Origin of the sequence: Paenibacillus sp. FSL P4-0176, from assembly GCF_037975265.1 — a bacterium.
Classification (GTDB): Bacteria; Bacillota; Bacilli; order Paenibacillales; family Paenibacillaceae; genus Paenibacillus; species Paenibacillus amylolyticus.
This window is the reverse complement of sequence record NZ_CP150242.1, coordinates 2110774-2127175: the sequence shown is the minus strand read 5'-3', so window position 1 is coordinate 2127175 and position 16402 is coordinate 2110774. Positions and strand designations below refer to the sequence as shown.

The following is a 16402-nucleotide window of genomic DNA, read 5'->3' as shown; positions in this document are numbered from 1 at the left end:
GCTACACCCGGTCTGCTGTGACCTTCATTTCAAAATTACCATTCGGGTTCGGCTTGGCATGAATATCCGTTGCGATACGAATATAAAAATCGATGCTATCCTCCGGTTGAATCAGACCATAGGTCAGATAATCGATTGGAAGAAACGGATCGGCCTGTCTGGACAATTGGACGTCAACACCATCCGTTTCGAATTTCTTATCCATCTCCAGGTAAACATGATCCACAGCATACCCAAGCAAGTTTTTGATTCTGACTTTCTTTGTTAACGTCGTCTGTCCGGCAATGATCACCCCATAATCAAGTTGTTTCAAAATACCACCAAAGGTATCTGAAAGAAAATCTCCAGACTCATCCATAAACATTAATCCTGAATACGATCCGATAAACTTGATTTCCCGGGAGTCCACGGCACCCCAATAATCCTGAAATTCAACCTTCAATGTATTCTCTACGCCAAAATTAACATTTCTCTCGTCAATATTGAGTTCAATATTGAATGGAGATGCTGCTAGTCGTGTAAAATTGCCATCCGCCGGATAATACGTTTTACCGTTCAACAAGACGCGGTATTTAACCTTGCCTTGATCTGCATCATCCAGCACACCTGTAAGTTTGTTACCAGAGAAGGTCAGGTCGATTGTGGCTGTGGTGTTTAACAGTTGCAGTGACATATCTCTAAACTCCACTGCATGTCGCGGTGCATCAACGACCATTTTCACTTCGTCAAGCGAATAGCTGTTTTCATAATGCTTACTGCTATCGAAGTAGTAGGCAATTCGAGTTAAAGCTATTAGATCCTTTTCAGGGATGGCGTTGAGTGTGTCCAGGTTCATTCCTTTTCTTTTGAATAACGTTGTATCCTGGATATCCATATCAAGCCACTTGTTGAAACGGTATGTCTTCCATGTGAGCCCTGAGTCGAACGAAGCAGCCATTCTTAATATACCTTCCGGACTGTTCTCCGTTACTTTCGTAGCGACAACCTTTTTCACGTCTCCATATAACGCTATGTCTTTTGGTTGCACAATTAATTGCTCAAACGGTAGCGCGTTATACGTCAGCATCATGTCCCGATTACCGGCAATAACCTCTTCATCATTCGTCCACGTAACCACGTCAAAATCTCCCTCAAGTTCATCCAATGGGGAGTAGTTAGCCGTGATATTTAGTTCTGCTGAAGTTTTGGATGGATCATCTGTGTAGTATAGAACATCCACACTATCACCCAACTCGTCGTAGAGGGTAAATGGTTCGGTTTCGATTGTAATCGTTGATTCGGTTTGATTTGGGTCATCGGTGTATTCGATGATTTTGATCTCTTTGTCTTCCCACTCTTCGGCTAAAGTGAAAGGATCAGTTTCGATATTGAAAGATGCTTCTGTTTTGGTTGGGTCGTCCGTGTAGTAACATAGTTCTACTTCACCTTGAAGTTGTGACCATGCGGATTCAGGTATGATGGAGATGTCGTCCATACCATAGTTTAAATAGTCCTGCTCGGTGGGTGAACCTGAAATCACTTGCCATTGTCCACTTGCGTAATACTTATAGGTTGAGCTATTTTGCACTAAATACTTATTGTCATAGACCCAATCCATAAATTCAATCTCATGGATATTGATTACTTCAGAGGTGTTATTTCTTGTTACCCGTACTCTATAGTTGAGATAGGCTTTAGTGGGAGCGATATTGAAAGTGACTTTTCTATTGTTTGTCCATGATGCGACTACATAATCATTTCTTGTGTCAATTAGATCCCATGTAACTGCATCATTACTTGCTTCCAGAACCCAAGATCGAGGTGGCGAGTTGTTTTCCAAGCAATATATCGAGTACCCTGCCAATTTTATAGAGGTTGGAAACCTGTAAGAAACCCATGTATTAGTGACACGATAGGTTCCGTAGAACGTACCTTGACTTCTATCAAAGGCTTTATAAGCGTGATATGCACCATTTTGACCATTGTAGCTTACTACCCCTGAAGGTGAAGTATACGATGTCATAGGTGGTACGATATTCACAAGCTTTGCCATAATCCCATCTCCTTTCTAAATATAAATAAAACAATTTCATCTAACTGATTTAAATAATTGATGCTTTTTTGATTGATACTTTGTTAGTATTAATCTTTTGTTTGAAGACTTTTCCTGAACCGATTTTTTCACTATCTTTAACCAATGACCTTCTTTCGCTGAATTCATCCTCCAAATCAATAATCATTCCTTTGTTCATCCCATGTTCTAGAATACTTACTTCCGAACATTCCACGGAAGTTATGTACCTTTCGGATTCATACATGCCAAAATCACCAATCGCCAAGAAGTCTCCAGCGCCTTGGTTGGCAGTAACATTAATTCTATATTTCTTGAACCCAACTTTATTCTTAAACCCGTAGAGACGGAACTCTTCTACAGTAAAGTTAGGCTCATTTATTCTGGTGTCAAGGATAATCCATTTCGTTCCTTCCCATCCCTCAAATGTCCAGGTTTTTGGAGGTCTGTTGACTGGGGTTGTTCCAGACTTAATAGAATACGCAGTTATTAATTTGGCCTGCGGAAACTCATAGCTTAACCATCCGACCAAAATTCCACTAGCTGCAACCCATCCATTTGGATCAACAATTCTATCAAATGCTTTCCAAGGATAAAATGTTGTGTAAGTCGAACTTGCATCAACAACACCTGATGGAGTAGTGTTAGATGTCATTGCAGGAATAGCATTATCTTTGTATTTATTTGTAATGCTATAGTGCTTGTCTTCTGATGAAAATAAAATTTTATTAGAGTACACTAAGTTGTAAGCTTTAAATCCAGAAGGAACATTTTGTACAAAGGGTCTTACACCAAAGTTAATTGTGACTGTTTTACTGTTTGAACTAAATGAGCCTAGAGTAGGATAAACTTCTCCTAATTCCTTTACATTAGTGTGACTAATGCCCATACTAACACCATTCTTAAAAAACTCTAATGTTCCATTGTCAAGATCAAGTGCGACACCCACAACTGTCCCAATATCCCAGACTGTACTGTATGCTGTATTTTCCGGATACTTGTTCCCGCTATTACCATAATAAGTTCTCCACATTGAGCTATCTGCAACAATATTCCCTGTTAAAAAGAATGATTTGTTGGATACTCCAATATGAACGTTTTTTACTCCAGCATCATATTTAACCTCCCAATACCATTTTCCATTTGACTTACCGTGTGTAGCACGAATAGCACGATAATCAGTTGAGGTAACTACGGTAAGGTTACCATTAGAAAAAGTGAACCCTGAACCCATATCGTTTGGGTTTAATGTAACTGGGATTGTTTCCATAAACGGAGCATCTCCTTCCCAAAAATAAATAGAACACATCTTATAAAGGTGTTCTCGATTAACCGAGGGTAATTTTATCTACTCGGCGTTTTGACATATCAATTATGTGTTCAAAGGTTTTTCCTGATCCAAGCACAGTATTTCCTTTTATTAAATTTTTCATTGTTTCTAAAATTTGATTGAAATAGTTTATATCTCCAACACCTCGATCCAGAAAATCCGATTCGGTTGCGGATTCCATTTGAACTAGATAAGATGGTTTTATTTCGAACATTTCAAGTTCATATATAGCTGGTAAAGTTACACCTGAGCTTAATGAAGTTATATAGAGTCTATAATGAGTATAAGATTTTCTATTCGGAATAACATAATCTAATACACCACTAGTTCCTCCAACAATTGAATGAAGAGTGTCATAGTTAACACCATCATTACTTCCTTGGAATTCATAGTTGCGAGGATAATATGTTGCACTTGTAACATAAAGCTTGTACTTTGCTATCACTTTTGGTTTTGTAAATTTATAACCTAACCATCTTGGCAATGAACCTGGGAGAGTGTTACCACCCCAATTCGAACTTTTATTACCATCGAATGCTTCCCACCCCCAAGTCATATTTCCAGAAGGCGTGTTACTGACAAGCACCTCGCCTTCTGGAGTTGTATTACTCGTCATTTTAGGTATAGAGGTCGTTTCTTGAATGCCATCATTTAATAGAGAATAAAACTTATCACCTGATGAAAGTAATAATTTATTTTGAATTGTTATTCTATACGGCATTAAACTTTCACCCGTAAGTATGTCAACTGCATCTATTCTAAAAGTTACATTAAAATCCTTGAGTATGATAGAGTGCTCACTTTCCCTGAGTCCATCAATCTCAAAATATACTACCTTATTATTGTTATTAACTGGACATGTATATGTTTTTCCATCTTGTTCTGAGTCAATAAAAACTTTAAAAGAAAGTGTGCTTCCTATTGATCCACCAATTAATTTGAGAGAACTTCCTACAAAATTAAATCTAATTTCTGTATTAGTTTGAATTGTTGAATAGGTTCCTCCATGGTTATTTGAATTGGTTGATTGTGTACCTATATTAAAATAAGTAATGTTTGTGTCACGTTCATCAATACGCAAGAATCCTGTAGCTGGATTAGCCAATACATCCCCAACTGCCATTTAACCATCCCCTTTCTAATTAAAATTATTGTTCTATAAACAAAAAGAAGTAGAGCATTTTACTCTACTTCACATTTACACTTGTTACTTCATAATATTTTTTCAGTTCGATTCTTCCTTTGAAAAACTTACCTGATCCTAGTGATCCCTTTACAGTCATAATCTGAACGAAATTTTCGTTTTTTCTATCTACAACAGATAGATCATCCATTCCGTCATTAATAAATGTGTCTACTGATGGTAGAGTTTCGGAAATTGTATTCCACATTGAAGGAATTGCAGGAACAGCAGTTATTCTTTCCATCAATTCGATCTGCCAAATTGAAACGTATGAGGTGTCTCCACTATTTAATGTAATTCTTATGCGATAGGAAAGATAACTGTTAATATTGGAGCAGGTGAACTTTTTCTTCTTATTCATTTCCCAACCTGTAACACCTATTACAGTGTCAATTGTAACCCACGTTCCATCAGAACCGTTTGTGCTATCATTACTACCTTCTATAATCCAATCTTTTGGACTTCTTGTTAGGACAGACGTATTATCTGAAGGTGGTAATATAGTATATTTTGTTATGACTTTTGGTATATCAAATCTATAGCAGATCCAACCGGTCCTTGCAGTACATATCCACGCCATGTTACCCGAAGGTGCATCGCTAAAAGCTTGCCAAGCGTCATATGTACTAAAATACGCGCTTGCACTCGCGAATCCAGAAGGAGAAGATTTTGATATCATTGGTGGAACACTATCCGTGGTTGCATGCGTTTCAGGTATTTCAGGAGTTCCAGCGTCAAACCTTTTATACGCCCCTTTATGATTAATAAACGATCTGTTCATTGGAAGCACTTCAACTTCAAACAAAGGTCTATATCCAGTGTTTGAAGTTGCATTACTACTAGCAGGAGCATTGAACGCATTGACTGTACTTAAACCTTTCCTTGCCCTATAAGTTGAATTGGCTGATGCAGTTGTTGTTGTCCAACTATACGCACTACTACTGTTCCAATTCCAAACACTATTATCTCCTGGCGAAGTAGTGTTATTTAACGTAGATGTTACAATGTATTTATACCATTCACTATAATCATCATTAGATGTTATACTACCTGTCAAAAGACGTGCAACGAAATTAAATTCTACCATGCCCATATCAACTGGAATACCGAAAACTCTACCATAACTATTTAATTGATCCCACGAAACAAAGCTTTGGATGTGTCTATCCGCAATCAGAATATTCTTGTTGTTGAATTCATCTGCCATAATAAAGTAAAAGTCACCTTTATTGATTGCAGGGACAGTAGGAGAAGTTCTAATGAAGTCGTCTGTTTCTTTCCCAAGACCACTGAACACACCTTCTCCACCGTTTGAAGTCACAGCATAATTACACCTGATTCGCTTGCCAATAGTGAGCTTAGAGACATCTTCTACTTCCTCTGGATGAAATAAACGACCATCGGAATCGATGTCGATTGCATCAAGAGCCATAAAAGTTGTCGTTGATCGACTGGATTTATTAACCATTTCTACTCGATGTCTTGCTTCGGGTAATCCAACAATTTCAACCTGAAGTACTTGTGCAAGCTCCGACCCTAGTTGTGAATGAGTTCCATGCAACTTTCCATCAACGTAAATATCAATTAAATCACTTCGATTGGTATAACGTGCTCCAATAATTCTTAGCTTAGTTCCTTCAAAATCAAAGACAATTTTGTCGCCTATCATTGAAGTGTAATTAGAGTATCCGTTGTATGCACCTGTACCAGCACCATTAGTGAAACTTCCAACATATTTAATTGAGGAAATATTGTCATCATATCTCTTCCATCCTGATTCTGGCGCTGTTAATCGAGATCCTACCACTGGTCTTACCAATCCAAGATCCCTATCTTGATCGATATCAATGGAGTCAAACAAAAGTCTTGTCCTAGTTGCCCCTGAAACGGATGTATAGGGTAAGACTTTTATTTCAACGCTATGTTCACGATCTTCCAAATCGTCTTTTTCATAAACGACCACAGTAGATGGAGTTCCGTAAGCAGTCTTAATGTTCCCCTGATTCACTCCATCAAGTATTAGTACAAATCCACTTGTATCATTATTTCCATATGCTTTCAAAATAAGTTTTTTACCAGTAAAGTTAAATTTCATTGTATCGTTTGCTGTGATAGAGAACATACCAACATTATCAGTAAACTGATAGGAGCCTATAGTTGTTTCAAATCTCTCCCAAGTTCCTACATAAGAAATTGCTGAGGAAATTGCATTGGATCTTTTCCATCCTGTTTGGGGCGTTGGTAATTGCTGTCCTACAGTTGCCATCATTACACCTCCTTATACTCAAATACAGGACGATACCCATATATTGTATGGATTGATGCCGCAGATAATATTAAGGTACCTTGAGGTGTACTCGATCCTCTTGGCATTCTGTAATTAGAAACACTGAAAGATATATTCAACTCTGGAGTGTCCTGTGTAAATGAATAAACGTTTTTCCAGTGAAAAACATCGTCTAAAGTTTTGCCAGCTTGAATTTTACCCATAGGGAAATTAACAATGTACTTGTCCCATTCGTTGATTTTAGGCCAAGCGCCAAAATTCAAATCTGTTTTTGAAGCAGACTTTTTACCATCCGAATCAGCAAAAGCAATTCCACCTGTAAGACTTCGAAATGTTCCAACAATATTATCCATCAACTCTAATTCAGTTAGAGCAACATAGCCAGCCATACCATTATTCTTGGTTATATTTAAACGGTAGTGAGTAAATTTTTCGGTGTTATTAAAGGTGCATATTTTTTTCTCTAATGTTGTAAAACTTTCGTCAACTCTTGTATCCAAAACTGTCCAATTAGAACCATCATTTGAACCTTCAAGCGTCCAATCTTTAGGATTGATTTGTAAAGAGAATTGTCCTGTATCAATTCCAGTCAAACTATACTTAGACACTCTTTTTCCTTCTAAAAATTTATATTGAATCCACCCTGTAGCTGCATTTGCTTGCCAAAATTTATTTCCAGTATATACTTTGTCAAAAGCTTGGTAAGCTTGCCTTGTACTTATTTCTGAACTTGCACTTGCTTCCCCATGAGGAGCAATATTGCTAGTCATCTTTGGAGTTAAAACGAATGGATTCCAATTCGCATAACCTTCTATCAGCCCTCTTGCATTAAGCGAATCCCAACTTACCATATTAAAAACAACTCGGTCAGCCACAAGAGTGCCTTTATTAACTTTGACAAGATAAAAAACTCCAGTTTGTTGAGTGGTTGCATCAAATCCAGTCAAAGCTACTTCATTTGAATTGGGATAACCAAGATCATAAAATGCTGTTGATGCGCTTATTGTTCCTAAACGTATAGCACTACATGAAATATAATCGCCAATCTCCATATCTCCTATATTTGCTCTCAACTGCCCTGTAGTCGCTGGAGCTGTCATAAAATCACCCCTTACTTACTCTAATTCTATCTAATTTCTTGAATTTCGTATTTTCAACCTTCTGACGTAATACCATCCCTGTTGGAGTGTCCGATGCTCGTTCCATGTTCAATTGATATATTTTCTTTAAGCCTAGTGAACCAGATTCACTTTCAATAAAGGGATTACTGTATTTCCCCTTCTGATTAAATTCGTCTATGTAGAAATTCGAATATTCTTTCTCAGCAACAATCTCAATTTTCACTTTTGCATACTTTGCTGGAGACTTAGGAGCAGTCACATCTGCTAAAATTTCCTCATACGCCCCCCACTCAAACCCATCCTCAGATGTACTCCAGTAGATCTTGTATGCTGCGCCACCCGCAATATCTACGCTTGCAGCCACACCTTTAAACGAAGCGATTTTGTCCTGAATTCGAAAGGGAGTGGACTCCCAAGATCCATTACCAGGATAGATTGAATTCCCGTCCGCATCTTGGCTCAACTCTCTTAGTTTCAACTTCTGGGCCTGATATATCGTATCTTTGAAAACACCAACAGATAGATCTAAATCCAGTGCTATTTCTTGAATCGCCATACTTTCACCACCTATCTCATCTCAAAATCCAACTCAACAAATGTCCCAGTTTATGATTCCTGCATGATTTGCCTTCAGAGGGGCTACGATTTGATCTATGACAAAGCCATTTTTACGAATAACTAATTGCCCAGGCAGGTCCTGATCTGAGGTAATTTTAATTTGGAGAAACGCAGTTTCTTTCAACGGCAGGGAACACACACATTGAAAATTAATCTGCACATCGTTCAAATTCATCATTTTTTTGTACCCGAAGTTAAAACATTCAATCGTATTATAGAAAGCACCCGAACTCCCAGGACCTGAATGTCCACTCATATTCACATCTGAAGAAACATTCTTGAATTGAATGATGTCACTGTATAGAAAGGTCCTACCCGTTAGCGGGTATTCTTGTTCTTCACATATGTATGATATAGAGTACCTATCTGCATTAATATGAAATACACCGTTGGCAACGTTGTGATACACGTGAGATCCTTGCCCGATCAATCCAAAAGAGACCAACTTTTCCTTGTTAATTGTATAAAAACTGTTTGATTGTTGTGTCTGCAAATCGAATTCGCTTAAATAAGTACCATCATAGTAATCAGCAATCCATACATAAGCTTGAGATACAGGTGAGCGTGTAAATTGTGTATTACCTAGAATCATAGGACTCCCCCCTTTTAATAAAAAGGACAGGCTGCAATAGCCTGTCCCATAACTGTTTCTTTTTTTACACGTAACGGTAGGAAATACGTTTCTTGAACTGTTGCTTGCCACTTTTCGCGTTCAGCGGCACTACACATTGAATGGATAGAGTTACATAGTTACCAGCCGCATCTTGAGGATTTCCATTGTTACTAACGCCCAGGATTTCTTTCGGTCCCGGTGCAAATGGTGTTGCATAAGCAGTTCCCGTATGATCTTTGGTTGTCTTGCCTGTTGTTCCGATGGGTTTCGAGTAATCCTTACCAATACGTGAACTTTCTTCTTCCAGGTCTGTCTCCCCCAAGGAATCAACCTGAACGTGGAACCAGTTATTCTTCACCACTTCTACATCATGAGCCTCCGTGTCACCAGTACCACCAGTCATATCTCGCGTCGTAATCGTGCAATCTTCCATTTTAGATACGTCCGAAGCACCATTCTTATTGTTCCATACATTGAAAATAAAAATATCACTTTTGCTATCCGCATCAATAACCTTGTAGTCAAAAGGGGTAATAATCTCATTACTATGTGTAGCATCCATCCATGAAATAATTGGTTGTGTCATTATAATCCATCTCCTTTTTTATGTTCTGATCGTTAATTGAATCGTAAGATGTTGAATGTTTGAACCGGCTTCGACGATGTTGATTCTGAAGATATCTCCAGCCTCCACTTTTCTCACCTCAAATGTAGCCTCACCATCATCTTGATGTTGAAATGCTTCAAATTTCAGTGGACTCCCCATCACATCCTGCCAGTGAATGAGATCCTTGGATCGTTCAATTCTTATTTCAGTCGCGGTATCTCCAGAAACTCCACAGTAGCCCTTTACATGTAAAATCTCGCCATCGAATGGAAATGGGGCTAAAATCCCCAGTACTTCCGGGTACACCCGTGATTCTTTGCAAAAGACTATAACCCGATCCTGTACTTCCAACGGAATCTCATTTAATTTCAGGTGTTCAGCTGTACTCATGAGCCCATCCATATCGGAATTAACGACCTGAAGGTTTTGACCAAATACATCAATCTCTACCCATGTCTGTCCATCAAAACGATATCTTTTACCATCCTTATACGTCTGTACCGTCCAGCCTATTTCAGGAGAAGGGTACTTCATACTTAGCTCCTCAGAATCAGCAACTGGACTCTGATACACAAGTCGAGTCGTCTGATAAGCCTCTTTTGCTTTTCCGGCAGCCTGTAAGGCTTCCCCAGCAGCCTCCAGTGCCCGCTTGATAGCGAGTTCAGTTTCGCCAGGATCTCCTGGCTGCCCGGGACCGCTATGTTTCACCGCTTCTCTAATTAAAGACTCTACATGTGCTAAAGTTATCCCATTTGACATAATTCACCTACCTAAGCGTTATGTAGCGTATTTTCTTTATAAGACGGCTTCCAAGTTGATACCTCCCCCATAACTAGGAAACCTGTCTCTGGCTTATCATTAAAGAAATTCTTGAACAACCATGCAAAACATTGCTGTGTCTGGCTTTAGAGAAGTTTTCTAATTGGACTAATGCCAGCTTTTTTGCACTCCTTGCAGTATTTCATTCGATTCGATTTTGCAAGCATCCGTTTTCCGCATACGGTACAATTTTTAATATTTTCTCCTTTCCAGCGAGAGTACTCCAGCACAAAGTCATCGAAGCGAACTAACTGGAAGGCAACCTCACCATGCTCCGCAGCGAACAAAACCTGTACATTAGTTGAATCGACGCGTTTACTTTCTTTGAGATACCCTAACTGAATAAGTTTGTGCACCAATAACCCCTGATCTTTTTTGCTTACGGCCATTTGACTATCACCGTAGATTTCTTTCCATTCATGATTAATCCAGTACGTATCATTTTCATTGATTCGATTATTAATCTTGCTGTAGACCAGTAAAACAAAGGCCAATTTCTCGAGTCGTTTACTTTTAAGTTGTTTGATCTTTTGAAGTTCTTCGTGCGTTACAGGTACATGATCAATCTCGATTAACGTGCTCTTGCTTGCCTCCTCCCTTATCTTGATATACTTCTGAGACTGCTTAATGATACGATTGAGAAATGTATCCCACTGGACAGCATTGTAGTCTGGATAATACTTGGTCATAAACTGATTTAACAACACATATGCATCTTCGGCGTTCTTCCCTTGTTGAAGCCCGTATTTAGCTAAACAAATCAACGTTTTGGTTGGCTTCTTATCCATTTTCCCATGTGCAATTGCTTGCTCGGCATGATGACGTTCATTCAGAATGATTTTCAAGGGCGCTACTCCTTCACATGCATTTGGGTCATTTTAAAGGTTTTTCCCGCGTACTCAATATCGCCGTCCCGGTCTCTAACCGGATAATGGATGATGTGATCATTGCGGAGCAATAGATTGCGAATAATCTGATCCCCGGAGACATCCCATACAAATTGCTTTGATTTCTCCGCATTTCGATAACACATGTCCACAATCATATTGCACAAATCTTCTTCGTTATTGCAGATCTCCAGCGCCTGCTCCTTGAAACGTGAAACAAACAACTGCCATCGGGCAGATCTTTCTTCCTTTTTCACCTTACTCTTGCGCAAGTTAGTCATATAGCTACGTAGCTCTTCGTTATGCATCTGATATAAACGTTGAATCTCTTTGTAACGAGCTTGTGAGTATTTTTTGGTACTCATCAATATCGTATGATCAAATGGACTCTCGGACTGTTTTAGCTTTAACTTGTTGAACTCATCTTCCACTTGATGGCATAACCGGTTCATCACAGATGGTGCCGTGGATACAGGCATTCTCTGTTCATACTGTGCCAGGAACTGTTCCTGATCCGGAGATAGCTCCTTCTTCGAATACAACTCATCCACAGTCATGCCAAATAACTGCAAGCACTTCTGACTCGTTTTTTCTACATAGGTGGTATATTCTTTTTTCTGCTCCGGGTCATTGTATATGAAAAAATAAGGCTTCTTGTGTGCTACCATTTTCAAGGCAGACTCGTCCGTTACCGCAGCGCGAATATCATACCAGTGCTTCGGCATTTTTTTACATTCAATACCTTTAGCCTGATCAATGGCATTTTGTTGATAATGCTGACCACATTGAATTCGGTACATCATTTCCTGATATTCTGCACTATGCTCCTCATAATTGGCTAATACATCAAACATCGACGTGATTTTGTTCGTTGTAAAACCGATCAGATCACCAAAGCTGTCTTTGTTAGCCTGAATCAGATCCTTCTCATCCGGAATTTTTTGGGCTGAGGTTTTCTGTACACATACAATCGCATCAAGCTCCTGAATTGCCCCAAGAATTGTGTGGTTGTCTGTAGTTAAGACCTGATCACTATCCATATCTGCACCATTTAAGGAATGTGTCGTCGTATCCCATGAATTTAAGATCGTGACCGTGTTCATATAGCGATACCAATGCTGCATCTCATCTGTATTTTGAAAACGAAGCACCTTGATATTGTTATGACAAGTCATCGGAGCTCTGAAGCAAGCTACGCGGTCCACATGGTGTTCATTCCAATATCTGGAGTAGAACTCACCCGAGCTCAGCAATCCTGTTAAAGGCAAGCCAAAAATGCTCTGACACAATGTATAGGGATCGCCAGATATAATGCTGAAATTGCCTTTCACTCTTAGAACTCCGATCTTGGCTTCATTCATTCGCTTACGTATTAAGGTATGAATTTTGTTGCGCACAAAAGGATCATCTATAAGTCGCGGGTCTACCATCAACCCTTTGATATAATCATCTGGACTATTGCTGTAGTCATTCTCATGGATGTGAATTCCTTTGAGAAATAACAGTGCCTTGCGATAGTCTTCACCTAGCACATCTTTAATCGAGTCTACTGTGGGACGAATAAGTTCACCAATCTCGTTATCATCCAATTGGAGTGACTGAATAAACTGGTAATTTAAATGACGCTCATCCTCCAGTTCTTCGGGTGTAACCTTCGTTACGCTGAACGTGTAGCCATAATAACCGCAACATAACAGGTAATCGTCGATACTGTTGTATGAGCTCCATAGTTTGAGCATGGACGTTGTGATGATCAGGTCTACCTCTCGAATATCCACAGGATTACCCCAGGCATCGTCCACCATATCATTGCCTGCAACTCGATCTGCAAATTCGTGATAATCAAATGTAAAGACCATCCCTTTACAGAAGCTATTACGAATACAAAATCCACTCGGGATATATGCATGTCCCAGCTCGGTTGCCCATCGTTCACTAAGTGCAGGAGAGATAAGACCGAACCCATCACTCATATTCATCTGAATAGGCTCATTTTTCCTACTCTCTATGCGAGGGTATTCTGTCTCGGTATCATCAATCTGAATGATGTCTGCACCAAATTCAGTTATACAATCATGAACAACCAATACCCGCTCGGGATGTGACACAGGCGTGCTTGTACTGCAAGCCAAGGCCTTATATGCCTCCAGTTTGGCAGGAACCAGCTCTTTATTGGGATCTCTGCCGTTATTCAATCTTTTCTCCAACAGCGAATGAATATCCTTACTCACATAGATGACCGTCGAACTTTTGGCTCCACCTGTCGTAGCCAATAACCGCTTGTATTTCTTGCCGTTGATGGAGAAAGCTTTCGATGAATTCAGCCGATCATAGTCTTTATTATTTTCAATGACCACCAGCAAGTAATCATCGGCAAATTTCAGGTTTTTCAGTTCTTCATGCAATTTCTTCATTGTTCTTTTATGTTCAGCATTGGTTTTCAAGGCTTTTAATCGCTCTATTTCCAGCTTGATTCTAGCCAGATCTTGTTCCCTCTCCTTGGTGCCTCGAATACGATCTATAAAACGAAACACCTGATGGTTTCCAATAGATGCCACTTCTCCATTTACTGTCGCTTCTTGATAAGTAAGATGCAGATCATAATCCGCTTTTCTAATTCTGGAAGATGTAATTTTATAAACGTATCTCAATCGATCCTGATATGCATTGCCCATTCCCGATTCCCCCTGTTGCTTCCTGTCCTGATTAAATAAATTATAGAGTAGACCCGCACGACTGGCGCAGGCAAACAGGACGATCAGGGGATGAAAAAAGAAGAATATTTGTTCTATTCTGGAGAGAATTTAAGGGGCACTCCGGGACTAGATACATCTCGAATCGGCATATTTCTGCGTCTCTAGCACTATGATAATTTCCTTTTTAATGATATAGTGAATTGAAGCGTTTTTTTGAGCTGACATAATTTTTAACGGGGCTGGGATGAATGAAAGAAACCTTATCCAATCAAGAGGACATCGGCTTTTTATTTAATGTCGATATACTTATTAAGAGCCGCTCAAATGCATTGGCACTGCAGTCCCTGTTGGAGTTCATAAACAATGAAGAACAAATTGCGGACTTTCGGATTCAATCCGGCATAGAGCTAGGCAAAATTATTGAAGCGACACTCCAGTCCAAGAAGGACTCTTTCGTCACACTTCACAACGAACGCAAAAAAGCCAACGCAGCACAGAAGGCGTCCACTGCAGCTCAGACACCTGCCTCACCTGCTCCAGTCAAAACACAGAATCAACAAGAACAACCGGTTAGCGAGAAAAAGCCTGCCACCCAAACATCCAATGTATCCGATGGAAACTCGTTTGACGCGTGGATTGACACGCTCATTAAAGAGAATAAACTCACCCGTATTGTTGTCAATAACAAAAACGGTAAACATCAGAGCATTCCTTGCCGTATTCTGAATTTTGATCGTGATACCAGTATTGTGAGCATCTACCATGTCGATGAAAAACAGGTGTATACGTTCCGTACCAATGAAATCGATGAGTTTCTGTAACTAACTTCATCAGATTAAAACAAAAAGCAACTTGCGTTAGAATGACGGGACATTCTAACGCAAGTTGCTTTTTTAGTTCAATGGTTCATGTAGGATTGAACCCTCCGAGATTTATTTGGACCGATCAGGAGCGATCCTTACCTCGCTGCCATACATCTAATGCCAATAACAACCATCCGGCAATGAAGGCTACCCCACCAATCGGTGTGATGGCACCCAGAATCTTGATGCCAGAAATACTAAGCACATACAAACTGCCCGAGAACACGATAATTCCGATAAACAACAGACGCGCTGCCCACTTCAGTTTTGTCGATGCTCCAAGTTGACCAGCCGTCAAGCCAATAATGAGCAAGGCCAATGCATGAATCATGTGATATTGCACACCTGTCTCATATGTAGCTATGGCCGCCGGCCCAATCGTATCCTTGAGCATGTGAGCACCAAACGCACCAATCGCCACCGACAGCATGGTCATTACAGCTCCAAGCATCATCCATCTACGTTGCATATAAGTTCTCTCCCTTAATTCAACTACACTTCACACCTATTATTGTAGCGAATCCACTCCTTCTTTACCAGTCTGGACGGAGCTTCAAAGATCATATGTCTGTTTATACTTAACAATCCTATCCCTGCCCTAAATATCGTAGAAAACTGGCGTAAATCCTTGATTTTTATCGATAATTATGGAAAAGTAAACAGGTATGTAATCGTTGTATTTTAAAAGGAGAATCATTACTCATCGATTAGGTTAATAACACTCAGTACGATGATTAAGGGAGGCAAGTCAACATTATGGATAATCGCGATTCCTATAATTCAGGTTATAACAACACGGATCAGAATCCTGGCCATGCAGATCCATACAATAACAATGGGTATGAAGCATACCCGCCAGATGATGAAAGGCAACCAATGATACCACTGAAACATTCCGGACCTGGGATCGCCAGCTTTGTCATTGGATTGGTTGCAATCTTGGGTTATATTTTGATATTCTTTATTGCCACCATGGCTGTAAACGAGTCCATCGGAGTTCTCACCCCGTTGCAGACAGAAGAGATCGCCTTGCATCCAGCAGTGGTTCTGGCTTCATTAGCCATTCTGGTCTGCCTGATTCTCAATCTGGCCGGAGGCATCGTCGGAATTATTGGTCTTGTCCTCAAGAATCGAAAGAAAGTTTTTGCCATTATCGGAACCATATTAAATGGGATCATGATTCTGTTATTCGTTGGACTTATCTTGGTAGGCATGACGCTGATGTAACGCTTTGCATCAGCGTCATGTTTCCTTATAATAAAATGAATGGGTTTACACATAAGTACAATCTATATTTTTTGCCAAAATCATTGTTTTCAAAGGAGATT

The 16402-nt window shown here is 39.6% G+C and carries 14 protein-coding genes; 2 read left to right on the top strand and 12 right to left on the bottom strand.

Features of this window, described 5'->3' with window-relative positions:
* Nucleotide 1: 1 nt before the first annotated feature.
* The 11 genes from MKY95_RS09910 to MKY95_RS09860 all read right to left on the bottom strand — a co-directional run bounded on the left by MKY95_RS09910 (nucleotide 2) and on the right by MKY95_RS09860 (nucleotide 14190).
* On the bottom strand, nucleotides 2-2032 hold the full coding sequence (locus MKY95_RS09910) for a hypothetical protein (protein ID WP_076318344.1): 2031 nt from the start codon (nucleotides 2030-2032) through the stop codon (nucleotides 2-4).
* Between the two features lie 49 nt (nucleotides 2033-2081).
* Entirely contained in the window at nucleotides 2082-3320 is a 1239-nt protein-coding gene (locus MKY95_RS09905; RefSeq protein WP_076318343.1) for an SPRY domain-containing protein, read from the bottom strand.
* A gap of 58 nt (nucleotides 3321-3378) precedes the next feature.
* Nucleotides 3379-4503 (bottom strand): discoidin domain-containing protein, encoded by a 1125-nt coding sequence (locus MKY95_RS09900; RefSeq protein WP_339198454.1) that lies wholly within the window; start codon nucleotides 4501-4503, stop codon nucleotides 3379-3381.
* 64 nt (nucleotides 4504-4567) lie between these two features.
* Nucleotides 4568-6832 carry a hypothetical protein gene (locus tag MKY95_RS09895; protein ID WP_179088637.1) on the bottom strand — a complete coding sequence of 755 codons (2265 nt, stop codon included), beginning with the start codon at nucleotides 6830-6832 and terminating at the stop codon, nucleotides 4568-4570.
* Nucleotides 6832-7950, bottom strand: a complete 1119-nt coding sequence (locus tag MKY95_RS09890; protein ID WP_076318340.1) for a discoidin domain-containing protein — start codon at nucleotides 7948-7950, stop codon at nucleotides 6832-6834. Before MKY95_RS09890 ends, MKY95_RS09895 begins: the two co-directional genes overlap by 1 nt.
* A gap of 4 nt (nucleotides 7951-7954) precedes the next feature.
* The gene (locus tag MKY95_RS09885) at nucleotides 7955-8527 is read right to left on the bottom strand and encodes a hypothetical protein (RefSeq protein ID WP_076318339.1); all 573 of its coding nucleotides are present in this window, start codon (nucleotides 8525-8527) and stop codon (nucleotides 7955-7957) included.
* Between the two features lie 33 nt (nucleotides 8528-8560).
* Entirely contained in the window at nucleotides 8561-9181 is a 621-nt protein-coding gene (locus MKY95_RS09880) for a hypothetical protein (RefSeq protein ID WP_076318338.1), read from the bottom strand.
* A 64-nt stretch (nucleotides 9182-9245) separates the two neighbouring features.
* Nucleotides 9246-9788, bottom strand: coding sequence for a hypothetical protein (locus MKY95_RS09875; protein WP_076318337.1), 543 nt, complete (start codon nucleotides 9786-9788; stop codon nucleotides 9246-9248).
* Nucleotides 9789-9806: 18 nt separating this feature from the next.
* Entirely contained in the window at nucleotides 9807-10568 is a 762-nt protein-coding gene (locus tag MKY95_RS09870) for a hypothetical protein (protein WP_076318336.1), read from the bottom strand.
* 146 nt (nucleotides 10569-10714) lie between these two features.
* Nucleotides 10715-11473, bottom strand: a complete 759-nt coding sequence (locus tag MKY95_RS09865; RefSeq protein ID WP_339198449.1) for a hypothetical protein — start codon at nucleotides 11471-11473, stop codon at nucleotides 10715-10717.
* Between the two features lie 5 nt (nucleotides 11474-11478).
* Complete coding sequence (locus tag MKY95_RS09860) at nucleotides 11479-14190, bottom strand: hypothetical protein (RefSeq protein ID WP_339198446.1); 2712 nt, start codon at nucleotides 14188-14190, stop codon at nucleotides 11479-11481.
* Between the two features lie 269 nt (nucleotides 14191-14459).
* Here MKY95_RS09860 and MKY95_RS09855 point away from each other — a divergent pair, with 269 nt between their 5' ends.
* Entirely contained in the window at nucleotides 14460-15032 is a 573-nt protein-coding gene (locus MKY95_RS09855; RefSeq protein WP_036609959.1) for a hypothetical protein, read from the top strand.
* A 124-nt stretch (nucleotides 15033-15156) separates the two neighbouring features.
* Here MKY95_RS09855 and MKY95_RS09850 read toward each other — a convergent pair whose 3' ends face one another.
* Complete coding sequence (locus MKY95_RS09850) at nucleotides 15157-15543, bottom strand: DUF423 domain-containing protein (RefSeq protein ID WP_017689551.1); 387 nt, start codon at nucleotides 15541-15543, stop codon at nucleotides 15157-15159.
* A 287-nt stretch (nucleotides 15544-15830) separates the two neighbouring features.
* Between MKY95_RS09850 and MKY95_RS09845 the strand changes: the two genes are divergently transcribed.
* Nucleotides 15831-16301, top strand: a complete 471-nt coding sequence (locus tag MKY95_RS09845) for a hypothetical protein (RefSeq protein ID WP_339198443.1) — start codon at nucleotides 15831-15833, stop codon at nucleotides 16299-16301.
* Nucleotides 16302-16402 lie beyond the last annotated feature (101 nt).

What these genes read in the sequence shown, in the direction of transcription:
- MKY95_RS09880 (WP_076318338.1), bottom strand. Translation starts at nt 9,181, where the DNA reads ATGATTCTAGGTAATACACAATTTACACGCTCACCTGTATCTCAAGCT.
- MKY95_RS09875 (WP_076318337.1), bottom strand. Translation starts at nt 9,788, where the DNA reads ATGACACAACCAATTATTTCATGGATGGATGCTACACATAGTAATGAG.
- MKY95_RS09910 (WP_076318344.1), bottom strand. Translation starts at nt 2,032, where the DNA reads ATGGCAAAGCTTGTGAATATCGTACCACCTATGACATCGTATACTTCA.
- MKY95_RS09870 (WP_076318336.1), bottom strand. Translation starts at nt 10,568, where the DNA reads ATGTCAAATGGGATAACTTTAGCACATGTAGAGTCTTTAATTAGAGAA.
- MKY95_RS09860 (WP_339198446.1), bottom strand. Translation starts at nt 14,190, where the DNA reads ATGGGCAATGCATATCAGGATCGATTGAGATACGTTTATAAAATTACA.
- MKY95_RS09905 (WP_076318343.1), bottom strand. Translation starts at nt 3,320, where the DNA reads ATGGAAACAATCCCAGTTACATTAAACCCAAACGATATGGGTTCAGGG.
- MKY95_RS09900 (WP_339198454.1), bottom strand. Translation starts at nt 4,503, where the DNA reads ATGGCAGTTGGGGATGTATTGGCTAATCCAGCTACAGGATTCTTGCGT.
- MKY95_RS09845 (WP_339198443.1), top strand. Translation starts at nt 15,831, where the DNA reads ATGGATAATCGCGATTCCTATAATTCAGGTTATAACAACACGGATCAG.
- MKY95_RS09885 (WP_076318339.1), bottom strand. Translation starts at nt 8,527, where the DNA reads ATGGCGATTCAAGAAATAGCACTGGATTTAGATCTATCTGTTGGTGTT.
- MKY95_RS09855 (WP_036609959.1), top strand. Translation starts at nt 14,460, where the DNA reads ATGAAAGAAACCTTATCCAATCAAGAGGACATCGGCTTTTTATTTAAT.
- MKY95_RS09850 (WP_017689551.1), bottom strand. Translation starts at nt 15,543, where the DNA reads ATGCAACGTAGATGGATGATGCTTGGAGCTGTAATGACCATGCTGTCG.
- MKY95_RS09895 (WP_179088637.1), bottom strand. Translation starts at nt 6,832, where the DNA reads ATGATGGCAACTGTAGGACAGCAATTACCAACGCCCCAAACAGGATGG.
- MKY95_RS09890 (WP_076318340.1), bottom strand. Translation starts at nt 7,950, where the DNA reads ATGACAGCTCCAGCGACTACAGGGCAGTTGAGAGCAAATATAGGAGAT.